The following is a 24,933-nucleotide window of genomic DNA, read 5'->3' as shown; positions in this document are numbered from 1 at the left end:
CGTTTTGCTCTATTTTCTAGGCACAGGACGCCCGCGCCGAGGGGGCAATTCCTTGTCAGTCGATTTAAGTTCTTCCTCGTAGATTTGAAAAAGCTCCAGCATGGAAAAATTCAAGGCGCCAGCAATTTTCTGCAGCGTTGTGAAGGAGGGATCTTTTTGCGCCAGCTCGACCAGGCTCACATAGCTCCTTTCTAACCCAGCTTCAAAAGCCAGTTCCTCTTGCGTCAATGACGCCTGATTTCTCAGGCGACGCACGGCTCTGCCTAGGGCTTTTCGATACTTCAGCTCCACCGTCCGCCTTTAATTCTGTCAAAAGACAGAATTTCGCGTTTATAATTTGTTTTGTATTCGTACTATAGAGCGCATTGCTGTCGTCGCTCTGGCTGGCGGCCGACGCCACGAGGCCAGAGGAGGGCGTTACCAAGGGGTTTTACTCGTATGTTTCAGGGAAACACGCTGTCGATCATGGTCGCACTATGTGGCCTCGTCTTGGGTGGATGTGAAAAACCGCCTTCAGACGAACCCAAATCATTGAGCTTTTTCAGTCAGCATGTTGAAGAGGCCGAACTAGTAGCCGGCAAATGCAAGACCATCGAGCAAGGGGAGCTGAGCAGAATGTCGCCGTCTGAACGGTTGGCCTGGGAAGAGACAGCCCAGGGAATCAACTGTCGGAATGCGGCGCAGGCTCGCTCGGACAGCAAATACTCTGATTATCAGCGACGCATGCGCGAAGAGGCGAAGAAGTATCAGTAAGCGGGAAGACGTAAGTCGTCAGTGACGAACATTCTGTACGGACACGGTACATCAAGATCTGGCGACAGTAAGGATAGTATGGATCAAAGCGATATCAGGCCCCGTTCGACTTACATCGGTAATGGCGGCATCACCCGGACAGTTCAGTCCATCAATATGGATCTCGATGGACGCCTGATTGTCTACTGGCGGGCAGTGCGCCCGAAAAAAAGCACTGAGCCGATTGCAGATGCCGAAGCTCTGGAACAATTTGCGGAGTGGGCAAAAGCGATCAAGGACACACAATCAAGCGATCTTCGGCACTATTTCTCCTAATTGTGTTGCTTCTCTGTTGATTGGTTCGCAGAATTGCCCCTCTCCATCTTGTCCCCCTCCACTGCCTGCGGAAGGCTGCCACGCGGTTATACGGCCCTTCATAGCCAGCTCCCATAGATCTAGGAACATTTGTTTCAGAGTTCGTCTTTGCTTGTGCGATTTAACTGCCTCAGCGCCGAGCCAAGCTGATAGTCGAGGCGCGAATTCGTCTAGCGAACTCGCTGATTGCCTGTTGAAGTAGGAGGGCTCGATTCTTCTGATTGAATGCTGCATCGAACCATGTTTCGGGAAATGTCCAATCTGCGGGCGATTTCTCTAATGGAGATTTGGTCTCTGATGTACCAGCGGCGAATGATTCCGAGTAGGCCTCGTCTATCACTCCATTACTCCGTTCTCCTGCTCGCTGTCGTAAGCAGGATTGTGGACTAAACACGGGGCAACTTACGATGAAAATCTCCAGGGAAAGTACGTCAGTGTTCAGTGCAATTCAACATCTCGGCACTTCAGAATTCTTTCGCGGAGGAGCTGTCGGCCTGCTATTGGGAGGCCTTGGCGACTCAGGAATCTTCGCGGAAACTGGCATCACCAGACGAACAGTTTTAATGCGTCTTGTTTAATCACCTCAATATCCACTGTCTCCAGATGAGTCGATAAAATCGGTAGATTTTCTGGACCAACGCATTTTGCAATGAAAAGTGCTTCGTCAATGACATCTTGGGAGTTAAAGCAAGGAGACATCAGTAAATCTGTCATCGCGTCATGCGAGTACTCTTGAATAAAGAGAGCTAGGTCGACAGCCGATATGTCTCTACGCTGATAATGATTCTGAGCCAAGAGAAAGAACGCGGGCAGAACATGCCGGGCCGCTAAAAGTCTGACTTTTCCTGCTTCTACTGGGAAAACGGTGTTGTTCGGAGCCATTTTTGATCCTCTATTATTTCGGATCTGCAATGGTGAGGGTGATGTGGCGGACCTCCATGTAGAAACCTAGTGGGAAAAGTTGAGTATTCGTTTCTTACGAGAAAAACTTACAATGAACGAAGAACCAGCTTAATTAAAACCGCGGGTAGGACGGACGTTCAATCGAATACTAAGAAAAAAAGAGACAGACTCCGTCGCCAAAACGTACTTCGGTCAGTACAGTGAATGGGTCACCAATGTGGCAGGTGGAAAAGTGTAAAGAAGACCGCCGCTTCATATCTTTACACAGCGTCAATCGACTACTGGGAATTTTTACTAAAGCTGCAGTTTGCTTGGTTGGTGCATTACAAAAGATGCCGATTTGACTAGTTGAAATGATTCGTGGCCAGTGTCTAAAAGGGTTTTAGCCCTACAGCTAGCCTCGATGAGGCAGCTTATTGTGAACTCCCCTTCTGATCGGACCTCGTTTCATTACGCCAGGCAGTCCAAAGGCTCGTTCCCCCCGGGAACGGGCCTTTTGCTTTGCAGGTTCCGCTTACTGGCATTTCTCGTTGATCCCCGCGCCGCGCGGAAACACGCCCACCTGCTGCCATTGCCCCCTGCTGCGATACTGGTACAGCCGGAAGCGCGGTGCCGCATTGGCACCGCCGGCCGCAAAACTGATCGGTCCGCTCAGTCCCGCATGGCGTAGCTGGCGCAAGCTGGCCGCGATCTTTTCGCCATCGGTCGAGTCGCTCTGCTGGATGGCGGCGATCAACACGCTGGCCGCGTCATAGGCATAGTAGGAATAAGGACTGGGGGCGGCGTTGTAGCGCCGCACATAGGCTTGGGTGAACGCCTTCCAGCGCGGACACTGCTCACGTGCCAGTTCATATTCCAGCACGTAGGCCTGCGGCATCGCCGCCTCGCCGAAGGACAGGCTGCTGGCCCCGCCCACCAGCAACACCTTGGCCTCCGATCCGGAGCGCCGCACTTCCTCAACGAACGCCGCTGCCTGCGGAAACAGCGCGAGGAACACGATCACATCCGCCTGATACTGATTGGCCGCCTTGATGGTGGCATTGAAGTCAGTCGTGCGCCGGCCGACCAGATAGCGGGTGGCGGTCAGTCCCGGCCGGTTGACCAGGCGCGCGGTCAGTTCATCGGTGAGGGCATTGCTGTAGGCCGAATCATTGTGGACGACGAAGACCCGCTTGCCCTTCAGGTCGGTGGTGATCACCTCGGCCATCGACAGGCCGACCTCAGCGGTTCCACCCACGACCCGGAACGGCATGCGATTGCCCTGGCTGGTCCACTGGCTGGTGCCGGCCGTAAAGCCGATCTGCGGGATGCGGGCGGCCTCGTACAGTTCGGCCGTGGCCATGGCCGCATCGCTGCTCCAGGGCCCGATGACCCCCGCGACTTTTTCCTTGATGAAATAACGGGCGACATTCACGCCGAAATTGGCCGACCCCTGGTCATCCTGGGCCAGCAGGCGAAAACGCCATGAAGATTTCTTCCTGGCGGCCAGGGTATTGGCATCCTCCACCGCCAGCTCCGCACCGTGCCAGGCACTCTGCACGATCGGCTGCGTGAGCCAGGCGCTCAGGCCCAGCGTCACCTGGCGGACTTCCTCGGCCTGGGCCGGCTGCATCGTCCACGGCTGCAAACAGGCAAGCAGGGCGAACCAGGCCGCCCTCATGATGGTGACTTTGCGCATCTCACTCCCCCATTCCCGGCGGAACCTGCCCGGGACCTTGATCTTGTGATGGTTGTTATTTCTGCACAGGTACGCGGTCCAATATACACACCCTGGCGTGATCGGACCATGCGCCAGTGCAAGGATTGCCTCCGCTCCGATCTCTGACCCCGCAAGCGTGCATCTCACCGCCAAATTCATCCCGATCAAAAAAACCAAGCTCTTCATTAAATTACATTGATTTATTGAATTCACTCAATAAAATAAATTTGGTGTTTTGTTTCCTTAAAGTATTAGATTTAATGATTTTTGCCATAGATCAAGTAATTCGAGCCACCTCATTTTGGAGCGCAGGCGGCTGGACCGTTCCGATTGCATCCACTCTTTCCAACGGGGTTTTCATGAACGTCTCATTCATAGGCCGTTTTACCATCCGCCAGATCTTCGTCCTGCTTACCGGCGTCATCAGTGCGCTCATGCTGGCCATCGCGCTGGCCGCGCTGGCGCTGGAACGCAGCGACGCCACGCTCAATGCCGCCAACGAGAGCCGCTACGCCTCGTTCCAGCTGGCCACGGAACTGCGCCAGAGTTCGGACGACCTGACCCGCCTGGCACGCACCTACGTCATCACGGCTGACCCCGCCTATGAAAAACAGTACCAGGCGATCCTCGACATCCGCGATGGCAAGAAGCCCCGCCCGGAAAACTATGGCCGCATCTACTGGGATTTCGTCGCCGCCGACGGCAAGCCGCCGCGCCCGGACAGCTCGCGCAGCGTCGCCCTGATCGCGCTGATGCGCGAGGCCGGCTTCACCGACGCCGAACTGGCCAAGCTCAGCGAAGCCAAGGCCAATTCGGATGCCCTGGTCAAGACCGAAGCGCTGGCCATGAACATGGTCAAGGGCCTCTACGAAGACGCGCAAGGCAACTTCACCCGGCGTGGCGAACCCGACCTGGTCCGTGCACGCGAACTCATGCACGACCATGCCTACCACGTGAACAAGGCCCGGATCATGCGCCCGGTGGACCAGTTCTTCGCCATGCTGGACGCCCGCACCCTGGCCCAGGTGGAAGCCGCCAGTGCGCATTCGGCCAAGATGGCGCTGATCTTCTACGCCCTCATGGGCGTGGCGGTGGTGGTGCTGGCCGGTACGCTCATGCTGGTCTACAAGGCTATCCGCGATCCCCTGGCGCATGCCGCCAGGGTGGCACGCCGGGTGGCGCAGGGCGACCTGACGGCCGAGATCAGCCACCACGTCAGGGGCGAAACCGGTGAATTGCTGGAAGCGCTGCGGACGATGCAGACCGGCCTGCAAATCATCGTCACCGATGTACGCGACGGTGCCCATCGCATCGACAATTCCGCCACCGAGATCGCGGCCGGTACGCTGGATTTGTCCACCCGCACCGAGCAGCAAGCCAGTTCGCTGGAAGAAACCGCGTCCTCGATGGAAGAGATCACCTCCACCGTCAAGCAGAATGCCAGCAACGCCCTGCTGGCCAGCGAACTGGCCAGTACTGCGTCGGCGGTGGCGCAGCGCGGAGGAGCCGTGGTCTCGCAGGTGGTGGAGACGATGGGGGCCATCAATGCCTCGTCGAAGAAGATCGTCGACATCATCGGCGTGATTGACGGCATCGCCTTCCAGACCAATATCCTGGCACTCAACGCCGCCGTGGAAGCGGCCCGGGCTGGCGAGCAGGGGCGCGGTTTTGCGGTGGTGGCCAGTGAGGTGCGCAGCCTGGCGCAACGCTCGGCGGCCGCCGCCAAGGAGATCAAGGAGCTCATCGACAACTCGGTCTCCAAGGTCGATGCCGGCAGCACGCTGGTCAACCAGGCTGGTTCCACCATGGATGAAGTGGTCGCCAGCGTACAACGCGTTACCGAAATCATTGCCGGCATCAGCTCGGCCAGCCAGGAACAGTCCGCCGGCGTGGAGCAGATCCAGCAGGCGATCAGCCAGATGGATAACGTGACCCAGCAGAACGCCGCCCTGGTGGAGCAGGCCTCGGCCGCTGCCGAGTCGATGCAGGAGCAGGCCAGCAAGCTCAGCGGATTGGTCGGGGCCTTCAAGACCTAGCGCAGGCGAACACGAACGCCCACTGGCGGGGGCTGGAGGGCGATATGAAGAGAACTTCAGCAGGTTGCCGTCCACGCGGCCCAGGCGGGGGCCAGGCCGCTAGCGGAGTGAAGAGGAGGGCGATTTTTCGGCAGGCGTGGCGAGCGCCTGTTTCATTTCGGCCAGCGCAACTCGAAGCAGGCACCGCCCAGGGTCGAGGGCTGGCAATCCACCGTGCCGCCATGCGCGCTGGCGATGGCCCGCACCACGGCCAGTCCCAGCCCGCTACCCTTGGCGGCTGCGTCGCCACTGCGGGGCCCACGCTGGAAGGCATCGAAGATGCGCTGCGCGTCGCTGGCGGACAGGCCAGGACCGCTGTCCTCCACGCGCAGGCAATGCTGGCCATCGACGACCAGGGTACTGATGCGCAAGGGCCCCGGCGTGGCGTGTTGCAGGGCATTCTCCAGCAGCGCCAGCAGTGCCTGGCGGATGCGCACCGGGTCGCATGCCGGGCGCTCCGCGCCCAGCGCCAGGGTGAGCGTGAAGCCCTTGTCGTGCAGTGCCGATTCACACGCTTTCAGCACCGTCATGATCTCCTGCCGCAGATCGGCCTGCTGCAGCTGGATGCGCAAGTGGCCGCTCTCGGCCAGCCCCACGATGCGCAAGTCCTCGATCAGCCGGCCCAGTCCTTCCACCTGCACCAGCAGGCTGGAAAAGAGCGCCGGATCGGGCTGAAACACGCCATCGGCCAGGCCCTGCAGACGCCCGCGCAGGATCGTCACCGGCGTGCGCAGCTCGTGCGCAATCGCGGCGTTCCAGAAGATGCGTTCCTGCTGCACCCGCTCCAGCCGTTCGGCCATGGCATTGAAATCGCTGATCAGTTGCGAGGCTTCGTCCAGCGGCTGCCGGTCTGCCGCGGCGCGCGCGGCCAGGTCACCCTGTGCCACGCGGCGCAAACTGGTGGCCACCGAATTCAAGGGCGTGAGGATGCGGCGCGATAAGCGGATGGCCACCCACACCGCAATGGCCACGCCGATGAGGGTGGTCACGAAGATCCAGCCCCATTCAGCGGGCGAGGGCAGCCAGCTGTCTGGTGCAGATAGCGCCGTGGGCAGGAAGATGAACAGCGTTGAATAGAACGCGTAAGACCCCAGCAGCACCATCAGCATGATGGTCAGTGCCAGGATGGCGACGGAACTGATGATCTGGCGCGCCAGTCCCTTGCCGCGCCAGAGGGTCAGGAGATCGATGCCGGGTTTCATGGAGGCGTATCGGGTGCGTGCAATCAGCCGCCCTGCTGGAAGCGGTAGCCGACCCCGCGGATGCTCACCGGGATACCGGCCAGTCCGAGGTCTTCCAGCTTCTTGCGCAGCTTGCTGACGTGGCTGTCCACGGTGCGTTCCAGGGTGTCGCCCTCGGGCAGGCAGGTGGCCAGCAGTTCGGCGCGGCTGAACACGCGGCGCGGGGCGCGTGCCAGTTGTGCCAGCAGCTTGAATTCGGTCAGCGTCAGCATCAGCGTGTGGCTCACGCCCTCGATTTCGGCCACCACCTCATGCTGTTCGAAATCGATCACGAAGGGCGGGGCGCGCAGGATGCGGCGGTCTTCGCGCTCCTCGCGCGGCAGGCTGCGGCGCAATACCGCTTCCACGCGCGCGACCACTTCGGCCGGATTGAACGGCTTGACCACGTAATCATCGGCACCGATGCGCAGGCCCGTGAGCTTGTCCACGTCCTGGTCCAGCGCGGTGAGCAGGATGACCGGCGTGTTGTCGCGCTGGCGGATCTGCGCCAGCACCTGCCAGCCATTGACCTGCGGCATCTGAATATCGAGCAGCACCAGGTCCGGCTTGAGCGAGAGATGCAGCTCCAGTGCCCGCGCGCCATCGGCCGCATGCACGCTGCGCATGCCGCTGCGGGCCAGGTAGGCGGCCAGGATCTCGGCGATCTCGGGGGCATCCTCGGCGATGAGGATCAGCGCACCCGTGGCCGGTGCGGCCTCGCCGGCTTTCACTTGGGTTGCCGCCATTCTTGCGTTCTCCATCAAAACTCCATCGTTGTATCGCGCAAACCTCACGCGCATGCCCCAGACTCCGCCTTCGCTCGCGATTGTACTGTCGGGCAGCCCGTGCGGCAAAAAAGCCGTGGGTTGACCGGCAGGCGCAGTCCTTCGCGTGTTTCCCCCGATGGAGTTCCTGCATGCCTCGCTTCTTTATCGACCGCCCCATTTTTGCCTGGGTGGTCGCGCTGTTCATCGTGCTCTTCGGCGTGATCGCCATGAGCCAGTTGCCCATTGCCCGCTATCCCTCGGTGGCCCCGCCCAGCGTGACGATCAACGCCACCTATCCGGGGGCCACGCCGCAGACCATGAACGATGGCGTCATCAGCCTGATCGAGCGTGAGCTGTCGGGCGTGAAGAACCTGCTCTATTTCGAATCCTCGGCCGATACCTCCGGCAGCGCCCAGATCACCGTGACCTTCAAGCCCGGCACCGATCCGGAACTGGCCCAGGTCGACGTGCAGAACAAGCTCAAGGCCATCGAAGCGCGCCTGCCACAAACCGTGCGCCAGAACGGCGTGACCGTGGAGTCGGCGGCCTCGGGCTTCCTGCTCATGGTCAGCCTGACCTCGGTGGACGGCCGCCATGATGAAATCCGCCTCAACGATTACCTGGCCCGCAACATCGTCGAAGAACTGCGCCGCGTCGACGGTGTAGGCCGCGTGCAGCTGTTCGGTGCCGAGCAGGCGATGCGGATCTGGATCGATCCCTTCAAGCTCAATGCCTTCGGACTGTCCGTAACAGATGTCAGTACAGCGATCAGCCAGCAGAACGCACAGATTGCTCCCGGACGCCTGGGCGATACGCCAACTGTACCGGGCCAGCAGATCGCCGTTCCCCTGACAGTACAAGGACAGTTGCAGTCACCGGACCAGTTCGCTTCCATCGTGCTCAAGGCCAAGGCCGATGGTTCGCGGGTGCTGCTGGGCGACGTGGCCCGGGTCGAACTGGGCGCGCAATCCTATGCCTTCGCCAACCGTGAAGACGGCAAGCCTGCGGGCGTGGCGGCCGTACAGCTCTCGCCCGGTGCCAACGCGGTCCGCACGGCTGCAGCGATCCAGGCGCGCATGGAAGAACTGCGCCCCAGCCTGCCGCAGGGCATGCAGTTCTCGCTGCCCTACAACACCGCGCCCTTCGTCAAGATCTCCATCCAGAAAGTGGTGCAGACCCTGATCGAGGCCATGGTGCTGGTGTTCCTGGTGATGTATTTGTTCCTGCAGAACGTGCGCTATACCGTCATCCCGGCCATCGTCGCGCCCATCGCGCTGCTGGGCACGCTGGCGGTGATGCTGGTGGCCGGCTACTCGGTCAACGTGCTGACCATGTTCGGCATGGTGCTGGCCATCGGCATCATCGTCGATGACGCCATCGTGGTGGTGGAAAACGTCGAGCGCATCATGGCCGAGGAAGGCCTGGGTCCGCGCGAGGCCACCATCAAGGCGATGGGGGAGATCACCGGTGCCATCATCGGCATCACCCTGGTGCTGACCGCCGTCTTCATTCCCATGGCGCTGGCCGGGGGATCGGTGGGCGTGATCTATCGCCAGTTCTCGCTGGCCATGGCGGTATCGATCCTGTTCTCGGCCTTCCTGGCGCTGAGCCTGACGCCGGCCCTGTGCGCCACCTTGCTCAAACCGGTGGCCCCCGGCCATCACGAGAAGCGTGGTTTCTTCGGAGCCTTCAACCGTGCCTTCGCACGCCTCACGCGCCGCTATGAATCGCTGCTGGGCCGCTTGATCGCGCGCGGGCTGCGCATGATGCTGCTCTATGGCGCGCTGTCGCTGTTGCTGGTGCTGGGTTTGCGGGCGCTGCCGTCGGCCTTCCTGCCGGAAGAAGACCAGGGCTATTTCATGACCAGCTTCCAGCTGCCCGCCGACGCTACCACCGAGCGCACTGCGCGCGCCGTGGATCAGTTCGAGCGCTATCTGAAAACGCGTGAGGATATCGGTGCCAATCTGTCGGTGCTGGGATTCGGTTTCTCCGGTTCCGGCCCCAATGCGGCGATGGCTTTCACCGAACTGAAGGACTGGAAGGAGCGCAAGGGTTCCACCGCCGCCATCGAGGCCCTGCATGCGCAGGCGGCCATGGAGAACGGAGTGGATGGCATGGTCATGAGCCTGCTGCCGCCGGCCATCGAGGAGCTGGGCAATTCCTCCGGCTTTGCCATGCGCCTGCAGGACCGTGCCAACCAGGGCCACGCCGCGCTCAAGGCGGCCGAAGCGCAACTGCTGGCACTGGCAGCACAGAGCCCCAAGCTGGCCGGCGTGTATGCGGATGGCCTGCCACCGGGTGCGAGCCTGCAGCTCAATGTGGATCGCCACAAGGCCGCCGCGCTGGGCGTTTCCTTTGCCAGCATCAGCGATACGCTCTCGGCGGCCATGGGTTCCTTCTATGTAAATGATTTCCCCAATGCGGGCCGCATGCAGCAGGTCATCATTCAGGCCCAGGCGCAATCGCGCATGCAGATCGAGGACCTGATGAAGCCGTATGTGCGCAACCAGAACGGCGGCATGGTGCCGCTCTCGGAAATGGTACAAGCCCAATGGCAGGTGGTGCCGACCCAATTGCAGCGCTACCAGGGCTTCCCGGCGGTGCGCATCTCCGGCAGTGCTGCGCCGGGCGTGGCCAGTGGCGATGCCATGGCGGAGATGGAAAAGCTGGCGCAGCAACTGCCGCCCGGGTTTGCCGTGGCATGGACCGGCCAGTCGCTGCAGGAACGCCTGTCGGCGGCCCAGGCACCGATGCTGATGGCCTTGTCGATGCTGGTGGTGTTCCTGGTGCTGGCGGCCTTGTACGAGAGCTGGCGCATTCCGCTGTCGGTCATGCTGGTGGTGCCGCTGGGCTTGATCGGTGCGGTCGCCGCGGTGATCCTGCGCGACATGCCCAATGACGTGTTCTTCAAGGTCGGCATGATTACCGTCATCGGGCTCTCGGCCAAGAATGCCATCCTCATCGTCGAGTTCGCGCGCCAGTTGCGCGCCGAGGGTGCAGGCCTGGTGGAGGCGGCGATCAAGGCGGCGGTGCTGCGCCTGCGGCCCATCCTCATGACTTCGCTGGCCTTTGCGCTGGGCGTGGTGCCGCTGATGCTGGCCTCGGGCGCGAGTGCCGAGACCCAGCGCGCCATCGGCACGGGCGTGTTCGGCGGCATGGTCAGTGCCACGGTGCTGGCGGTACTGTTCGTGCCCTTGTTCTTCGTGCTGGTGCTGGGGGCGGGACGTCGCCGCAGCGCGCAAGGCGTGCAGGAGGCATGATGTGTCCGCGCAGTGATTTGCGGCTGTATGGCCGCCGGCTCCTCAACGACCGCGAGCAGATCCACCACGCCCGGTATCGCGACTACGATATCCGCGTCATCGCGATTCAGGGGCCGCATGGCTGGGAGATGAGCCTGCGCATCTTCCACGCCGGCAAGCGCATCCTGCGTTACCGGCAGGACAGCCCCCTGTATCTCGATTTCGAGCACGCGCGCATCGCCGGCATGCTGCGTGCGTACGAGATCATCGAACGCCGCCTGGCGGCCTGATTCTCTTCCCTCGGGAGCGCGCCGTCAGCGCTTCGTCAGCCAGTGCGGCCGGCTTGCCACAGTGCAGGCCGTGTCGCCGTCTTTCTGGCTTGCCTTCCTCTCTTTTTCGTACGGCTGCCACCTACAATCCATCAGGAGTACGTGGCGGCACTGCCATGTCCGGCGTCTGCCGGACTGCCAATTTGGGTTAAAGAAAAAAGCCGCAGCTCTCTAGAATGCCATCACCCCTCACGCTGCCCGCAGGGCGCGGAAGATGCCGGTGTGCAAGGACATGAGCCTGTCCGCTGCCACGGCGATGACGAGACGCAGGTGTTTTCAGAAAAGGTAAGGGTCCGATGAGCCAGCTCGATTGCAGCAAGCATGACAAGGAAGAAAATGCGCTGAGGAAAAACGCCCTCGGCGTAGGTTTCATCATCTTCTTCGTGGTCTCCGCCGCCAGTCCCTTGAGCGTGATCGCCGGCGGATTTCCGATCGGCATCATGCTCGGCAACGGTCCCGGCACACCGGCCTTGCTGGTGCTGATCCTGTTGCTGCTGCTGGCCTTCTCGGTCGGCTATACCACCATGGCGCGCCACGTCACCAATGCCGGCGGCTTCTATGCCTTCTCCAGCGCCGGCCTGGGCGGCATGGCCGGCGGCGTGGCCGGGGTGCTGGCCATGTTCGCCTACAACATCCTGCAGATCGGACTTTATGGCATGTTCGGCGGGGTGATGTCGGCCACCATCTTCGACATCTTCGGAGTGCAACTGGCGTGGTGGGTCTATGCGGCCCTGGCGATGCTGAGCGTGGCCGTGCTCGGTTACCGCAACATCGACCTGTCGGCGCGCCTGCTGTCGGTGGTGGTGGTGGCCGAGTACCTGGCGGTGCTGGTGCTGGACTTCTGTATCCTGCGCGCCGGCGGCGATCATGGCGTCAACCTCGATTCCTTTGCACCGGCCAATGTCATGAGCGGCACGCCCTCCATCGGCCTGCTGTTCGCCTTTGCCGCCTTCATCGGTTTCGAAGCCACCACCATCTATGGCGAAGAGGCCAAGAATCCCAAGCGTGCGATACCGATTGCCACCTATACCTCGGTGCTGCTGATCGGCGCCTTCTATGGCATCTCGCTGTGGGCGCTCATCATCGGGGCCGGCAGCGACAAGGTGGTCAAGCTGCTGGAACACATGCAGGACCCGACCGCCTTCATTTACGTCATGTCGGACCACTATGCCGGGGGCGGACTGACGGCTGTGATTCGTATCCTCTTCGTCATCAGCATCTACGCAGGCCTGCTGGCCTTCCACAGTTCGGCCGCGCGCTATTTCTATGCGGTCGGGCGGGATGGTCTGCTGCACCGCCTGCTGGGCACCACCCACAAGACCTATCAAAGCCCGCACATGGGTTCTGCTCTGCAGAGCGCCATTGCGGCCGTGGTGGTGACGCTCTTTGCGGTCTCGGGGGCGCATCCCATCCTGCATCTGTTCGCCTGGTTCTCCAGCCTGGCCGCACTGTGCCTGATGCTGCTGATGATCATGACATCGGCGGCCGTGATCTGCTATTTCCGGCGGCATCCGCAGGCCTGTGACAGCGCCTGGCGGGTGCGCATCCTGCCGGCGGTGTCGCTGGTCGCCTTGCTCTACATTCTCTGCACGGCCATCCTGCATTTCGATGTCTTGACCGGGGCCAGCAAATCCATGTCCTGGGCGTTGTGCTCGATGATCCCGCTGGCCATCCTCATCGGCGTGATGCTGGCCAGCCGTCTGCGCCGCTGTGCGCCGATGCGTTTCGCTGCGCTGGGGAGTCACAAGCTGTAGCCACCCTCCGGCCCGGGCAGGAACCGTTGCTCAACGGGTCTCGCATTGCGAGTCCCGTTTTCTTTGGGCCACGTTTTCCGATACAGCAAAGAGGCGTGATTTGATGCGCGAATTCATGCGTCAATTCATGCGTCAATTCATGCGTCAATTCGGGCGTCAATTCGGGCGTCAATTCGGGCGTGGATTCGGGCGTGGATTCGCGCGTCAATTCACGCCTGTATTCGGGCGCAAAAAAACGCGGCACAGCTTGCGCCGCACCGCGTTGTTGCTCCGTGCGCCGATGATCCGGCGCGTCGACTTCAGGATGCCAGCAGCACCGTGATGGTCTTCTCTTCGGTATAGGCCAATGCGCCGGCCAGTCCGCCTTCGCGGCCCATGCCGCTGTCCTTGATGCCACCCCAGGGCAGGTTGGCATCCAGCGGGCTCCAGCAATTGACACCGATGGCACCGACCTTCACGCCAGCCGCCACCCGATGCGCGCGGGCCAGGTTGCCGGTCCAGACGGTGGCGGCCAGGCCGTAGCGGGAATCGTTGGCCAGGGCGATGGCTTCTTCTTCGGTATCGAAGCTGATGATGGTACCGACCGGCCCGAAGATTTCCTCACGGGCGATGCTCATGCCGTTGTTGGCATCGGCAAAGATCGTCGGCTGCACGAACCAGCCCTTGTCCGGCCGCGAGACACCGCCGGCCAGCAGGGTGGCCCCCTCGTCCAGGCCCTGCTGGATGTAGCGGTTGACGCGCTCGAACTGCGCCTTCTTGGCTACCGGCCCCATGCGCACGCCCGGCTGGCGCGGATCGCCCACGGTGATGCCGGCGGCGGCCTCGGCCAGTGCCTTGGCAAAGCGTTGCGCCAGGCTGCGCTGTACCAGAATGCGCGAACCGGCCGCGCATACTTGTCCCTGGTTGACGAACAGGCCCAGCGTGCAGCCGAACAGGGCGTCTTCGAAAGGCGCATCGTCGAACACGATCTGCGGGCTCTTGCCGCCCAGTTCCAGCGTCACGCGCTTGAACTGTTCGCCGGCGATACGCTGGATCGCGCGGCCCGCTTCGGGGCTGCCGGTGAAGCTGATCTTGGCCACGTCCGGATGTTCGCAGAGGGCACGGCCGACCTCGTTGCCGTAGCCGGTCACCACATTGATCACGCCATCCGGGAAGCCCGCTTCCTGCGCCAGGCGCGCCAGGTGCAGGGCCGATTGCGGGGTTTCTTCGGCCGGCTTGATGACTACCGTGCAGCCGGCGGCCAGCAGTGCGGCGACCTTCCAGCTGGTGATCATGAGCGGCGCATTCCAGGGCAGGATGGCACCGACCACGCCGATCGGTTCGCGGATCGTGTAGGACAGCGTGGGCTTGCCCATGTAGCCGGCCGTGGGAATGGTGCGGCCTTCCATCTGGTTGGCCCAGCCGGCGGCGGCGCGCAGGTGGCTCACGGCGTTGGGCACGTCCATCATGCGCGGCTCCATGGGCGAGCGGCCGATGGCATTGGCATCCATGTCGGCCAGCAGGTCGGCATCGCGCTCGACCAGTGCGGCCAGCGCATGCAGCAAGGTGCCGCGCTGCAGGCCCGAGAGCCGGCTCCATGCGCCGCCGTCCAGCTGTGCGCGAGCCGCCGCCACGGCCCGCGCCACGTCCTCGGCCGTGCCTTGCGCGGCGCTGGCGTAGACTTCCTCGTTGATGGGATTGACCAGGTTCATGCGCTGGCCACCGGAGGCCTCGCTGGCCTGGCCTGCAATAAAGTGCTGAAGATGGAGAGACATGCTCATTCTCGTGGTGGGTTGTCGGGAGACTGCATGCGGGTCATGCGCAGCGTCCTGCGGACGGGCGCACCTGGGCCTGCATGGAGCCAGAATGTATAGAGGGCAGGGCCGCGCAGTTAGCCCAAATGAGCAATTCGGCTGGCGACGGCGGCGAAGCTGTTGATGCACGGAAAGAAGGGCTGCCCTGTTCTCGTCCGGGTTGCATTGATGTTGTGCATAAAAAACTAAAGTTGCACTATTTTGAAATATCGAGCCTGACAGCTTGGAAAATTGTAAAAGTATTTGCTAATTTTTGGCATTGAGATAAATTTGCATAAAACTAGCCGGAAAGGCAGACGCTGCGCGGCCCCCGGACCGGATCTCATCCAGGTCCCTTGCACGGACGCAGACATCCCATCAAAACAATGAAAATGCAGGCACGTTAAATGCATGGAGACAGAGCCACGCTCGCGGGGGCAATCGCGGCTCACTTGGAGAGAGACCATGTTGCAAAGCATTCACCGTTTTCAGGATGTGCATGTGCACGCCGCCGCCATTGGCGCGTGGAAGCAGACCTATGCACAGATTTCCGCCGGCAAGCTGGAGAGCTCGCTGATGCAGTTGTCGACCCGGCGCTGCCACGCCTTTCGCGAGCGCATCAACAAGCGCGTGGTCCAGCATGGCGAGGCACCGAAGGACCAGATCTGCTTCGCCTTCCCGATTGCCGCACCGGGTGCGGCGCACGTGCAGGGACGCGAGGCCGATGAGAAGAGCATCTTGTTCCTGCAGGGCGGCGAGGAATTCATGTTCCACATGCCGATGGATACCGACCTGCTGTCGCTGACGTTTGACCGCGACCTGTTCGAGGAGCATCTGCACCAGATGCCCGACCCCGACCGTATCAGTGCCTTGCTGCGGCAGCCGGTCATCAAGGTGCCGCCCAAAGGCTTGCGTGCTTGTCGCGAACGCTTGCTCAACCTCTTCTCGCAATCGATGCTGCAGATCGATGGCGGGCAGTGGCAGGCCGATGCGCAGGCGGAGCAGCGTGAGCAGGCGCTGGAGTCTTCGTTGTTGGGCGAGCTGCTGGGCTTGTTGTCAGCGCCGGACTCCGATCCCGTGCGCCAGATGAGCACTACGCGCAGCTACATCGTCGAGAAGCTGCATCGCCAGGCCATCGTGGATGCGGCCAACGTGCCCAGCATTTTCGAGGTATGCCAGCGGCTGCAGGTGAGCCGGCGCACGGTGCAGAACAGTTTCCAGACGGTGGCCGAGACCACGCCCCTGAATTATCTGCGCTGCGTGCGGCTCAATGGCGTGCGGCGCGAATTGCTCTCCACCACGCACCAGGAAGCCTCCATTGGCGACGTGGCTTCACGCTGGGGCTTCTTCCATCTGAGCCACTTTGCCGAGGATTATCAGGAGCTGTTCGGGGAGTTGCCGTCGCAGACGGCGCGGCGCGTGCCGCAGAAGCTCTTCCAATAAGCCAGCGCGCACCCATGAAAACGCCGGTCAGGTGACCGGCGTTTTTGTTTTCTTGCTGGCGTCAGCCCGCAATGCGCGCCGTAATCTTGCGCGCCGCATCCGTAATCAGCCCCGACAGGAAATCGCGGTTGAATGCGTTGACCCGTTCCGTGTTGCCGGCCAGCGTGATGCTGCCAAGAATGCGTTGCTTCTCATCGAAGATAGGCGCGGCGATACCGGTCTTGCCCGGGTCCAGCTCACCCTCGCTGACGCAATAGCCATCCTTGCGGATCTTCAGCATCACCTTCGAGAAGTCCTTCCAGTTGCTCCCCACCAGCCGCAGTTCCTCCGCCGTGGCCCCATCGAAATGCTTGCGCAACTGGCGCGGCAGCAGATAGGCCAGGATCACCCGCGCCGTGGCGCTGTGGAACAGGTCCATGGGCGTACCGCGCCCATAGTTCAGGCGCGCGTCATTGTTGCCGGACTCCTGCAGGATGTTGATCACCGTCGAACCATACAGCTCGCTGATGAGCAGTTCCAGCCCGGTCTGCGCCACCAGGTCGCCGACGATGTCGCGGCTGGCCGCCAGCAAGGGATCGAACTGCGTCATGTGGCGATCCAGCTCGATCACCTTCGGACCCACGGCATAGCCGCGCGGCATCTTCACCAGCAAACCGGCATGGCCGAGTTCGCGCACGTAGCGATAGGCGCTAGCCGGGGTGTAGCCCAGCTGGGCACAGATGATGTCGATGTCGATGACGGGTTGGCTGGGCTTGAACAAGGTCAACACTTCCAGCATGCGGCTCAGGCTATTCATGGTCTAGGGCAGTAAGGGCCACAGGGCCCGGTGGCAGGCATTGTACGACCACCCAAGCGCCAGGTACGCCGGGTCGTCACCAATTGCCGATTTGGGCTCAAGGCTATTGCACAAATCTCTTATATTCAAAATCAAGCAATAAATTATTGAGCCTGTGAACAGAATTATGTACAGATTTCGTCTATACGAAAATATATGATTTTACTCCGGGTTGATTGCGATACCGCAAACCAGCCTGCTGCTGCGGCCGGCTGGTCTGCCCGATCCTGTAGAAGCGCCTGTGCGCGGCGCTGGCCGCCGGCGGCAAAGGAAGAGAAATGACCCGATACACCGGAGCACACGCCTTATGGGCCGGTCTGCTGGACCAAGGTGTGGATACCTGTTTCGCCAATCCCGGCACTACCGAACTGGACCTGGTCCGTGGCCTGGAAAGTTTTCCCGGGCTGCGCTGCGTCGTCGCCCTGCAAGAAAATGTCTGCACCGGCGCGGCCGATGGCTATGGCCGCATGCTGGGCCGTCCGGCCAGCACCTTGCTGCACCTGGGACCGGGATTTGCCAATGGCATCGCCAACCTGCACAACGCACGCCGCGCCCGCACCCCCATCGTCAACATCATCGGCGACCACACCAGCTGGCACCTGCCTTACGACGCACCGCTGACCTCCGATATCGAATCGCTGGCCCGTCCCGTCTCGGGCTGGGTCCACCGCATCACCGGCACCGACGACATCACCTCTGCGGCCGCTGACTCCGTGCGCCAGAGCATGGCCGCAGGCGGGCAGGGCAGTACCCTGATCTTCCCGGCCGATTTCCAGTTCGCTGACATCGCTGAGTCCCATGCCGTGGCCGCCGTGGAAGAATCCACGGGACCCGCAGACGATTACCAGCCGGCCCAGGCATTGGCGCGCCTCCGCGATGCCAAGCGCGTGGTCTTCCTGCTGGGCGGCGGTGGCGAGGAGAGCGGTCTTGGTGCCCGCGCCCAGCGTGCTGTGGCGCGGATCGCCGCCCATACCGGCTGCAGCGTCTATGCAGAAACGTTCCCGGCCCGCGCCGAGCGCGGCCAGGGCTTGCCTTCCTTCGACCGCCTGCCGTATTTCCCCGAGCCGGCGCGCAAGGTCCTCGATGAGGCGGACCTGGTGGTGCTGGTGGGCGCGCTCCCGCCGATTACCTACTTCGGCTATGTCGGCCATCCCAGTGCGCTGGTGGCTCCCGAGCGCCTGCTCACCATCAGCCTGCCGAGCCGTCCTGCCGCTGCCCGCGTGGAACAGCTGGCCGATGCGCTCGGTGCGCCGCCCTACGCAGTGCCGCAGCACGCCTTGCCAGCGCTGCCCGAGGGCGAACTGAACCCGCAGAAGATCGCCGCCGTGCTGGCGCGCGAGTTGCCCGAGCACGCCATCGTCTCGGTCGAGGGCGGTACCTGCGGCTATCCCTTCTATGCGGTATCGGATGCGGCGCGCCCGCATACGGTGCTCACCAATACCGGTGGTGCCATCGGCCAGGGTCTGCCGGTCGCGCTGGGCGCGGCGGTGGCCTGCCCGGAGCGCACGGTGGTCGGCCTGCTCTCCGATGGCAGCACGCAATACACCATCCAGACGCTGTGGTCGCTGGCCCATGAAAACGCCCGGGTCGTGGTGCTGATCGCCGCCAATCACCAATACGCCATCCTGCGCAATGAACTGCGCCGCGACGGCGCGCCGCTGGGCGAACGTGCCGCGCAGATGACGGCACTCGATCATCCGCGCATCGACTGGGTTGCGCTGGCGCAGTCCTATGGCGTCCCCGCCTCGCGTGCCGAGACTGCGCAGCAATTGCAGCAGCAGTTGCAGGCGGCCTTTGCCGGCAGCGGCCCGGCCCTGATCGAGATGGCGCTGTAAATCATTTCCGCATCAATCACATCCGACGCACACCACGGCATAAAACAAGGAGCAAGCATGGAACTGAATCTGCAAGGCAAGACCGCCATCGTCACCGGCGGCAGCCTGGGCATCGGGCGGGCAGTGGCCGAGGCACTCGCGCGCGAAGGCGTTCGCGTGGCCATCGTCGCGCGCAGCAAGGGCAAGCTGGAAGAAGTGGCCAAGGAGCTGACCCACACCACCGGCACTGAAGTCATCGCCGTGGCTGCCGACGTCAGCAATACCGAACAGGTGGAAGCGGCCGTGGCACAGGCCGCGCAGCACTTCGGCGGCATCGACATCCTGGTCAATGGCGCAGCCCATCCGGGCGGGCTGGTGCGCTCGGAAATCCAGCACGCCAGCCCCGAAGGCCTGCTCGAAGACATCAACATCAAGGTGGTCGGCTACATGCGCTTTGCCAAGGCGGCCGCTGCGCACATGCGCACCGGTGGCTATGGCCGCATCATCAATATCGGCGGGCTCACCGGCCGCGGCAGCAAGCAGTTGTCCGGCATGCGCAACGTGGCCATCTGCCATCTCACCAAGACCCTGTCGGACCAGCTCGGTCCGGATGGCATCACCGTCAACGTGATCCACCCCGGCGTGGTCGAGACCCCGCACATCCACGAACTCTACGAGAAGGAAGCCAAGCTGCAAGGGCTGACCCCCGAGCAGGTCGAGCAGAACTATGCCAAGGCCACGCCAATCCGCCGCGTGCTGCAGGTGGAAGAGATCGCCGACGTCGTGCTGTTCCTGGCTTCGCCCCGCGCGGCGGCCATCACCGGCGAATCGATTGCGGTGGATGGCGGCATCACCCGCGGCATCTATCTCTGAGCAGACTGAACTACTGAAAAGGACACCATCATGCAAGGAACCATCCTGGTCGGTACGGCCGGCCAAGGCATCGTGCGCAGCGTCGACAATGGTGCGACCTGGCACCGCCTGGGCCTGAAGGAAGCCATCGAATTCGACGGCGTGGTACGCAGCCTGGCCGTCGATCCCTCGGATCCGTCACGCGTACTGGCGGGGGCCGACGCCGGCATTTGCCTGAGCACCGACGGCGGTGCCCATTTCAAGCGCATCGCTTCGCCGGCCGATGAGCAGACCGTCTGGTCGATTGCCTTCAGTCCGAGCAATCCCAAGCTGGTCTTCGCCGGCACCGGCGCACCCTCACGCGCCCGCATGTATCGCTCGCGCGATGGCGGCCTGTCGTGGCAACAGCTGGATGTGGAGCTGCCGGAATTCTGCTCGGGCGTGCACAAGCCGCGCATCCTGACCATCTTCGTGCGCGCCGATGCGCCGCAGGAAGTCTGGTTCGGCGTCGAAGAAGGCGGTGCCTGGCGCAGCAATGATGAAGGCGATACCTGGACCCGCATCGATACCCCGGGCCGTGGCATCAACAATTCCGACATCCACGCCATCACCGTGCTGCCCGCGACCGCCGATGCGCCGGTCAAGCATGTGGTGGTGACGGTCAACTCCGTCTGCGAGAGCACCGACGATGCCGCCAGCTTCACGGCCAAGGCCTCCAAGGAACGCTTCGACGGCATGTACTACACCCGCACCATCCAGGCGCTGGACCCGCAGGGCAATCAGCTGCTGCTGGCCATCGGCGACGGCACGCCCGGCACGCGCACCCGCATCTATCGTTCCGAAGATCGCGGCCAGAGCTGGCAGCCCAGCGTGCTGCACACCGCGCCCAATTCCACGGTATGGGCCTTCGGCGGCCATCCCTCCGATCCGCAACTGCTGTTTGCCGGCACCAAGTACGGCTACCTGCTGCGCTCCACCGATGGCGGACGCAGCTGGTACAAGGAATGGCGCGACTTCAGCGAAATCACCTCGGTAGCCTGGACGCCTTTCGTGGCTCCGGTGCATGCCCATCCGCAATCGATCGACTAGACCAACCAGACAAAGGAGGGCCTCATGTCCGCCACTGCCACCCCGGCCATGGCCATCAAGCCACGCATCCGCCGCACCCACCTGGCCCTGTTCGTGAAGGACCCGCATGGTTCGGCTCCCTGGTACGAAGACGTGCTGGGCATGACGGTGACGGCTCGCGCCGAGCGCTGGGTGTTCCTGTCCTTCGGCAAGAAGCACCACGACATTGCGCTCATCCGCGTGGACGAACCTGCTCAAGCCGTGCGCGGCGAAGTCAACATGCAGCACTACGGCCTGGAGGTGGAAGGCGACATGGAGGAATTCCGCCGCCTCTACGGCATGTTGCTGGCCAAGGGCATCGAGATCTTCAAGATCACCGATCACAAGGTCGGCTATGGCATCTACTTCCACGACCCGGATGGCCACCGTTTCGAATTCTTCTTCGAGACCGCCCACGACGACGAAGAAGGCAAGCGCCTGCTGGGCCAGTACAACGCCCCCAGCGACAGCTTCCATCTGGATCCGCTGTAAGCCCGGCACTGCTTCACCCCATTGCACCGTATCGATTCTTTCCAAGGACATCCGATGAAGACCCCCAATTTCGAGAACTTCCACATCCGCAAGTGGTACCTGCAAATCGAAGACAGCCTGGCCGGCGAGAGCGGCAAGGACGCCGATGGTGCGCCGCTGCGCAAGATCGTCATCGCCGCCTGCCTGCACAATCCCTTCGCCGGCAAGTATGTCGAGGACCTGTCCTCGTGGATCAATCCTTCGCCGCTGCTGGGCCAGGAATTCGCCCGCCGCATCCGCGAGGCCGCGCAGGGCCGGGCCATCGAGAGTTATGGCAAGGCTTGCCTGGTGGGCGTGGATGGCGAGTACGAACACGGCAACGCGCTGCTCACCAATCCGGCTGCCAATCCGGTGCGCGACGGCGTGGGCGGTGCCAAGTCCTGGGTGCCCTCGACCGGCAAGCGCGGCGGTCCCGGCACCATCATCGACATCCCGCTGGCGCACAAGGATGCCTTGTACGTGCGCTCCCACTACGACACCGTCAGCGCCCAGTTCAACGACGGCCCCAACCGCGATGAAGTGGTGGTGATCTGGGCCTTCGCCACCCGTGGCCGTCTGAACGCCCGCCTGGGTGGCCTCAAGGCCTCCGAGGTGAAGGGGCAGGACGGCCTGGTCTGAGGTCGCCACACGCAAGGATCAGGGAGACCATCATGCAGCGCCGAGATTATTCGCTGACCCTCACGGGTTTGCAGTTCCACGTCACCGAATGGGGCGATCCGCAGGACTTTCCCCTGCTGCTCCTGCACGGCATCCGTGGCTATGGCGAGACCTTTGCCGACCTGGTGCAACGCCTGCCGTCCGGCTACCGCTGCATCGCGCTGGACCAGCGCGGGCGCGGCCAGAGCGATTGGGATCCGGGCTGCAACTACTACACCGATACCTACGTGGCCGACATGGAGGCACTGGTGGCACGCCTGGGCCTGCGCCAGTTCGACCTGCTGGGCCACTCCATGGGCGGCATCAATGCCATCGTCTATGCCGCGCGGCATCCGTCGCAGGTGCGTCGCCTCGTCATCGAGGATGCCGGTCCCGGCGCTTTCGAGAACAGCCCCGGTGCCAGCCGCATCCGCCGCGAACTGGCCACTACACCGAGTCACTTCGGCAGTTGGGAAGAAGCCAGCATCTTCATGCGCGCGCTGCGTCCCACCGTGACCGAAGAGGCGCGCCAGCAGCGCCTGGACAACATGCTCAAGCCCACAGCGGACGGCGGCTATACCTGGCGCTATGACCACGTCGGCATCAGTGCCACACGCCTCATGCCCGACATCACGCGCGTGGTCGACCTGCGTCCGCACCTCATGGCGCTGGCGTGCCCGACGCTGGTGGTGCGCGGTGAACGTTCGGACTACCTGTCGGCCGCCATCGCGGCGGAAATGCGCCAGCTCAACGCGCGCGTGCTCACTTGCACCATTGCCGATGCCGGCCACTACATCCACGACGACCAGCCGGAAGCCTTCGCCACGGCGGTGCGGGAATTCCTGCAACAAGAACAACAGGACAAGGGGGAGAAGACATCATGATCCATGAACTGCGCACCTACACCATGGTGCCCGGCGGCGTGCGCGAGTACGTCCGCATCTACAACGAATGCGGCCGCGCGCACCAGGTCCGCCTGCTGGGCCATCTGGTGGCGATGATGATTCCGGAGAGCGGCGACCTCAACCAGCTGGTCTACCACTGGGCCTTTGACAGCCTGGAAGACCGCGCACGCCGCCGTACGGCACTGCTGGCCGATCCCGATTTCGCCGAATTCCGCAAGCAGGTGCGCGGCCTGCTGGTGCAACAGGAAAGCCGCCTGCTCACCAGCGCGCCCGAACCGGCCGCAGCGGCGGCGCATGCCGGGAGTGCCGCATGAGTACAGCGGTCCAGGCCCAGGTGCTCATCATCGGTGCCGGCCCGGTCGGGGTGACGCTGGCCAATCTGCTGGGTACCTATGGCATCTCCACGCTCATCATCGAGCGCAACCTGGACGTGCTGGATTATCCGCGCGCAGTGGGCATCGATGACGAAGCGCTGCGCACCTTCCAGTCCGCCGGCATGGCCGACGCCATCGTGCGCGACGTGATCCAGAACGTGCCCATGCGCATGTACACCGCCGACCGCCGCTGTTTCGCCGAGATCCAGCCGACCACGCGCGAATTCGGCTGGTATCGCCGCAACCTGTTCTCGCAGCCGCTGGGCGAGGCCACGCTGCGCCAGGGACTGCAGCGCTTCCCGCATGTGGAGCTGCGCTCGGGCGTGGAGCTGCTGGACCTGGTGCAGGACGAGCGGGGCGTGCTGGCCACCATCAGCGATGCGCATGGCATGCAGAGCTACCTGGCCGCGCAGTATGCCGTGGGCTGCGATGGCGGCCGCAGCACCGTGCGCGAGAAAATCCTCAAGCTGCCCTACGAGGGCAAGACCCATCCTGCCAAGTGGGTGGTGATCGAGTGCGATGGCGATCCGCTGGATGCGCCCTACACCGCCCTGCATTGCGAACCGCAGCGCCCCTATGTGTGCCTGGCGCTGCCCTATGGCGTGCGGCGCTGGGAGTTCATGCTGTTCCCCGGCGAGGATGGCGAACAGATGCTGGCCCCGGCCAAGGTGCGCGAGTTGTTGCGCGAACACGTGGCCGATGTCGATGCGCTCAACATCATCCGTGCCCGGGTCTACACCCACAATTCGCGCGTGGCCGGCTCGCTGGTGTGCGGCCGCATCTGCCTGGCCGGCGACGCCGCCCACATCACGCCGCCGTGGATCGGGCAGGGCTTGAATGCCGGCTTGCGCGATGCCTTCAACCTGGCCTGGAAACTGGCCTGGGTGCTGCAGGGCCGGATGAAGCCCGCACTGCTGGCCAGCTATCACGACGAGCGTCATGCCCACGTCAAGGCCATGATCGACCTGGCCGACCTGTTCGGTGCGGTGCTGTCGCAGAAGAACCGCCTGCTGGCCTGGTGCCGCGACAAGTTCTTCCTGGCCATCAAGGATATCCCGCGCGTGCGCGACTACGTGCTGCAGATGAAATTCAAGCCCATGCCCAGCTTCCACAGCCAGGCCGTGATGCAGGGCGACCCGCGCAATCGCGATGACCTGGTCGGACGCATGTTCCTGCAATCGCTGGTGGAAACCGGCGAGGGCGAGGTGATGCGGCTCGATGACCTGTGCGGCAGCCGCTTCACGCTGCTGAGCTGGCGCTGTGACGTGCTGCCTGCAGCGACCGTCGATCCTGATCTGCGCCGCCGCATGCAGGCCTTCGGCTGTGATTACCTGCAGGGCGTGCGCTCGCGCAGCGGCGCGCGCGGCGTGCCGCTGACCGGCTCCGGCACGGTGATCCAGGACCATGAGAACAAGCTCAATGCCTGGTTCAAGGAAAAGGGCGTGGACTGGGTGCTCCTGCGTCCCGACCGTTTCATCGCCGCCGCCGGCCGCGCCGACGATGCGCCTGCGGTGATGCAGCTCTTCCTCGACCGCGTGGCCTGCTGACGCAAGCGGCTCCTGTTTCTGCAT

23 protein-coding genes are annotated in these 24,933 nt (G+C 62.9%); 16 read left to right on the top strand and 7 right to left on the bottom strand.

The genetic code is table 11. From position 1 onward, the window contains the following. Nucleotides 1-9 precede the first annotated feature (9 nt). Complete coding sequence (locus tag E2K99_RS20365; protein ID WP_134223366.1) at nt 10-291, bottom strand: helix-turn-helix domain-containing protein; 282 nt, start codon at nt 289-291, stop codon at nt 10-12. A 147-nt stretch (nt 292-438) separates the two neighbouring features. Between E2K99_RS20365 and E2K99_RS20360 the strand changes: the two genes are divergently transcribed. Together E2K99_RS20360 and E2K99_RS20355 are read left to right on the top strand one after the other, a co-directional pair. Further along, nucleotides 439-753 carry an EexN family lipoprotein gene (locus E2K99_RS20360; protein ID WP_134223365.1) on the top strand — a complete coding sequence of 105 codons (315 nt, stop codon included), beginning with the start codon at nt 439-441 and terminating at the stop codon, nt 751-753. Nucleotides 754-831: 78 nt separating this feature from the next. Further along, the gene (locus E2K99_RS20355) at nt 832-1,068 is read left to right on the top strand and encodes a hypothetical protein (RefSeq protein ID WP_134223364.1); all 237 of its coding nucleotides are present in this window, start codon (nt 832-834) and stop codon (nt 1,066-1,068) included. 582 nt (nt 1,069-1,650) lie between these two features. On the opposite strand, the gene E2K99_RS20350 is transcribed toward E2K99_RS20355, so the two are convergent. Both E2K99_RS20350 and E2K99_RS20345 read right to left on the bottom strand, forming a co-directional pair. After that, complete coding sequence (locus E2K99_RS20350; RefSeq protein WP_134223363.1) at nt 1,651-1,989, bottom strand: hypothetical protein; 339 nt, start codon at nt 1,987-1,989, stop codon at nt 1,651-1,653. 535 nt (nt 1,990-2,524) lie between these two features. Then, complete coding sequence (locus tag E2K99_RS20345) at nt 2,525-3,688, bottom strand: branched-chain amino acid ABC transporter substrate-binding protein (protein ID WP_240733773.1); 1,164 nt, start codon at nt 3,686-3,688, stop codon at nt 2,525-2,527. A 380-nt stretch (nt 3,689-4,068) separates the two neighbouring features. Between E2K99_RS20345 and E2K99_RS20340 the strand changes: the two genes are divergently transcribed. After that, nucleotides 4,069-5,745 carry a methyl-accepting chemotaxis protein gene (locus tag E2K99_RS20340; RefSeq protein ID WP_134223362.1) on the top strand — a complete coding sequence of 559 codons (1,677 nt, stop codon included), beginning with the start codon at nt 4,069-4,071 and terminating at the stop codon, nt 5,743-5,745. A gap of 152 nt (nt 5,746-5,897) precedes the next feature. On the opposite strand, the gene E2K99_RS20335 is transcribed toward E2K99_RS20340, so the two are convergent. Together E2K99_RS20335 and E2K99_RS20330 are read right to left on the bottom strand one after the other, a co-directional pair. Continuing rightward, the gene (locus tag E2K99_RS20335; RefSeq protein ID WP_134223361.1) at nt 5,898-6,986 is read right to left on the bottom strand and encodes an ATP-binding protein; all 1,089 of its coding nucleotides are present in this window, start codon (nt 6,984-6,986) and stop codon (nt 5,898-5,900) included. Between the two features lie 23 nt (nt 6,987-7,009). Further along, a complete protein-coding gene (locus tag E2K99_RS20330) occupies nt 7,010-7,750 on the bottom strand; it encodes a response regulator (RefSeq protein WP_166675089.1) in 741 nt (246 codons plus the stop codon). A gap of 170 nt (nt 7,751-7,920) precedes the next feature. Here E2K99_RS20330 and E2K99_RS20325 point away from each other — a divergent pair, with 170 nt between their 5' ends. The 3 genes from E2K99_RS20325 (at nt 7,921) to E2K99_RS20315 (ending at nt 13,093) form a co-directional block, all read left to right on the top strand. Continuing rightward, entirely contained in the window at nt 7,921-11,031 is a 3,111-nt protein-coding gene (locus tag E2K99_RS20325; protein WP_134223360.1) for a multidrug efflux RND transporter permease subunit, read from the top strand. Then, the gene (locus tag E2K99_RS20320; protein ID WP_232729540.1) at nt 11,028-11,300 is read left to right on the top strand and encodes a hypothetical protein; all 273 of its coding nucleotides are present in this window, start codon (nt 11,028-11,030) and stop codon (nt 11,298-11,300) included. The genes E2K99_RS20325 and E2K99_RS20320 overlap by 4 nt, the downstream gene beginning before the upstream one ends. Nucleotides 11,301-11,635: 335 nt before the next feature. Next, nucleotides 11,636-13,093: an APC family permease gene (locus E2K99_RS20315; protein WP_039784068.1), complete on the top strand. Its 1,458-nt coding sequence runs from the start codon at nt 11,636-11,638 to the stop codon at nt 13,091-13,093. Nucleotides 13,094-13,392: 299 nt separating this feature from the next. Here the strand turns inward: E2K99_RS20315 and E2K99_RS20305 are convergent, their stop codons facing one another. Beyond that, complete coding sequence (locus tag E2K99_RS20305) at nt 13,393-14,847, bottom strand: aldehyde dehydrogenase family protein (RefSeq protein WP_039784155.1); 1,455 nt, start codon at nt 14,845-14,847, stop codon at nt 13,393-13,395. Nucleotides 14,848-14,972: 125 nt separating this feature from the next. Here E2K99_RS20305 and E2K99_RS25605 point away from each other — a divergent pair, with 125 nt between their 5' ends. Together E2K99_RS25605 and E2K99_RS20300 are read left to right on the top strand one after the other, a co-directional pair. Next, nucleotides 14,973-15,149, top strand: a complete 177-nt coding sequence (locus E2K99_RS25605) for a hypothetical protein (RefSeq protein ID WP_166675088.1) — start codon at nt 14,973-14,975, stop codon at nt 15,147-15,149. 181 nt (nt 15,150-15,330) lie between these two features. Further along, nucleotides 15,331-16,308 carry a helix-turn-helix domain-containing protein gene (locus E2K99_RS20300; protein WP_134223358.1) on the top strand — a complete coding sequence of 326 codons (978 nt, stop codon included), beginning with the start codon at nt 15,331-15,333 and terminating at the stop codon, nt 16,306-16,308. Between the two features lie 61 nt (nt 16,309-16,369). Here the strand turns inward: E2K99_RS20300 and E2K99_RS20295 are convergent, their stop codons facing one another. Further along, complete coding sequence (locus E2K99_RS20295; protein WP_034335327.1) at nt 16,370-17,104, bottom strand: IclR family transcriptional regulator; 735 nt, start codon at nt 17,102-17,104, stop codon at nt 16,370-16,372. A 317-nt stretch (nt 17,105-17,421) separates the two neighbouring features. On the opposite strand from E2K99_RS20295, the gene E2K99_RS20290 reads away from it, so the two are divergent. The 8 genes from E2K99_RS20290 to E2K99_RS20255 are packed head-to-tail and all read left to right on the top strand — an operon-like array spanning nt 17,422 to nt 24,909. Next, nucleotides 17,422-18,978, top strand: a complete 1,557-nt coding sequence (locus tag E2K99_RS20290) for an acetolactate synthase large subunit (protein ID WP_134223357.1) — start codon at nt 17,422-17,424, stop codon at nt 18,976-18,978. Nucleotides 18,979-19,035: 57 nt separating this feature from the next. Then, entirely contained in the window at nt 19,036-19,830 is a 795-nt protein-coding gene (locus E2K99_RS20285; RefSeq protein WP_134223356.1) for an SDR family NAD(P)-dependent oxidoreductase, read from the top strand. 30 nt (nt 19,831-19,860) lie between these two features. Beyond that, the gene (locus tag E2K99_RS20280; RefSeq protein ID WP_134223355.1) at nt 19,861-20,898 is read left to right on the top strand and encodes a WD40/YVTN/BNR-like repeat-containing protein; all 1,038 of its coding nucleotides are present in this window, start codon (nt 19,861-19,863) and stop codon (nt 20,896-20,898) included. A 24-nt stretch (nt 20,899-20,922) separates the two neighbouring features. After that, entirely contained in the window at nt 20,923-21,408 is a 486-nt protein-coding gene (locus E2K99_RS20275) for a VOC family protein (protein WP_121045802.1), read from the top strand. A 54-nt stretch (nt 21,409-21,462) separates the two neighbouring features. Next, complete coding sequence (locus E2K99_RS20270) at nt 21,463-22,065, top strand: amino acid synthesis family protein (RefSeq protein WP_134223354.1); 603 nt, start codon at nt 21,463-21,465, stop codon at nt 22,063-22,065. Nucleotides 22,066-22,097: 32 nt separating this feature from the next. Beyond that, entirely contained in the window at nt 22,098-22,967 is an 870-nt protein-coding gene (locus E2K99_RS20265) for an alpha/beta fold hydrolase (protein ID WP_134223353.1), read from the top strand. Further along, on the top strand, nt 22,964-23,302 hold the full coding sequence (locus tag E2K99_RS20260; protein WP_039784084.1) for an NIPSNAP family protein: 339 nt from the start codon (nt 22,964-22,966) through the stop codon (nt 23,300-23,302). Before E2K99_RS20265 ends, E2K99_RS20260 begins: the two co-directional genes overlap by 4 nt. Then, nucleotides 23,299-24,909, top strand: coding sequence for a bifunctional 3-(3-hydroxy-phenyl)propionate/3-hydroxycinnamic acid hydroxylase (locus E2K99_RS20255; protein WP_134223352.1), 1,611 nt, complete (start codon nt 23,299-23,301; stop codon nt 24,907-24,909). The genes E2K99_RS20260 and E2K99_RS20255 overlap by 4 nt, the downstream gene beginning before the upstream one ends. Nucleotides 24,910-24,933 lie beyond the last annotated feature (24 nt).

Source organism: Herbaspirillum huttiense, assembly GCF_004367745.1.
In the GTDB taxonomy this organism is placed as follows: Bacteria; Pseudomonadota; Gammaproteobacteria; order Burkholderiales; family Burkholderiaceae_D; genus Herbaspirillum; species Herbaspirillum huttiense.
Note: the sequence above shows the minus strand (reverse complement) of the source record. Positions and strands in the feature narration are given on the sequence as shown.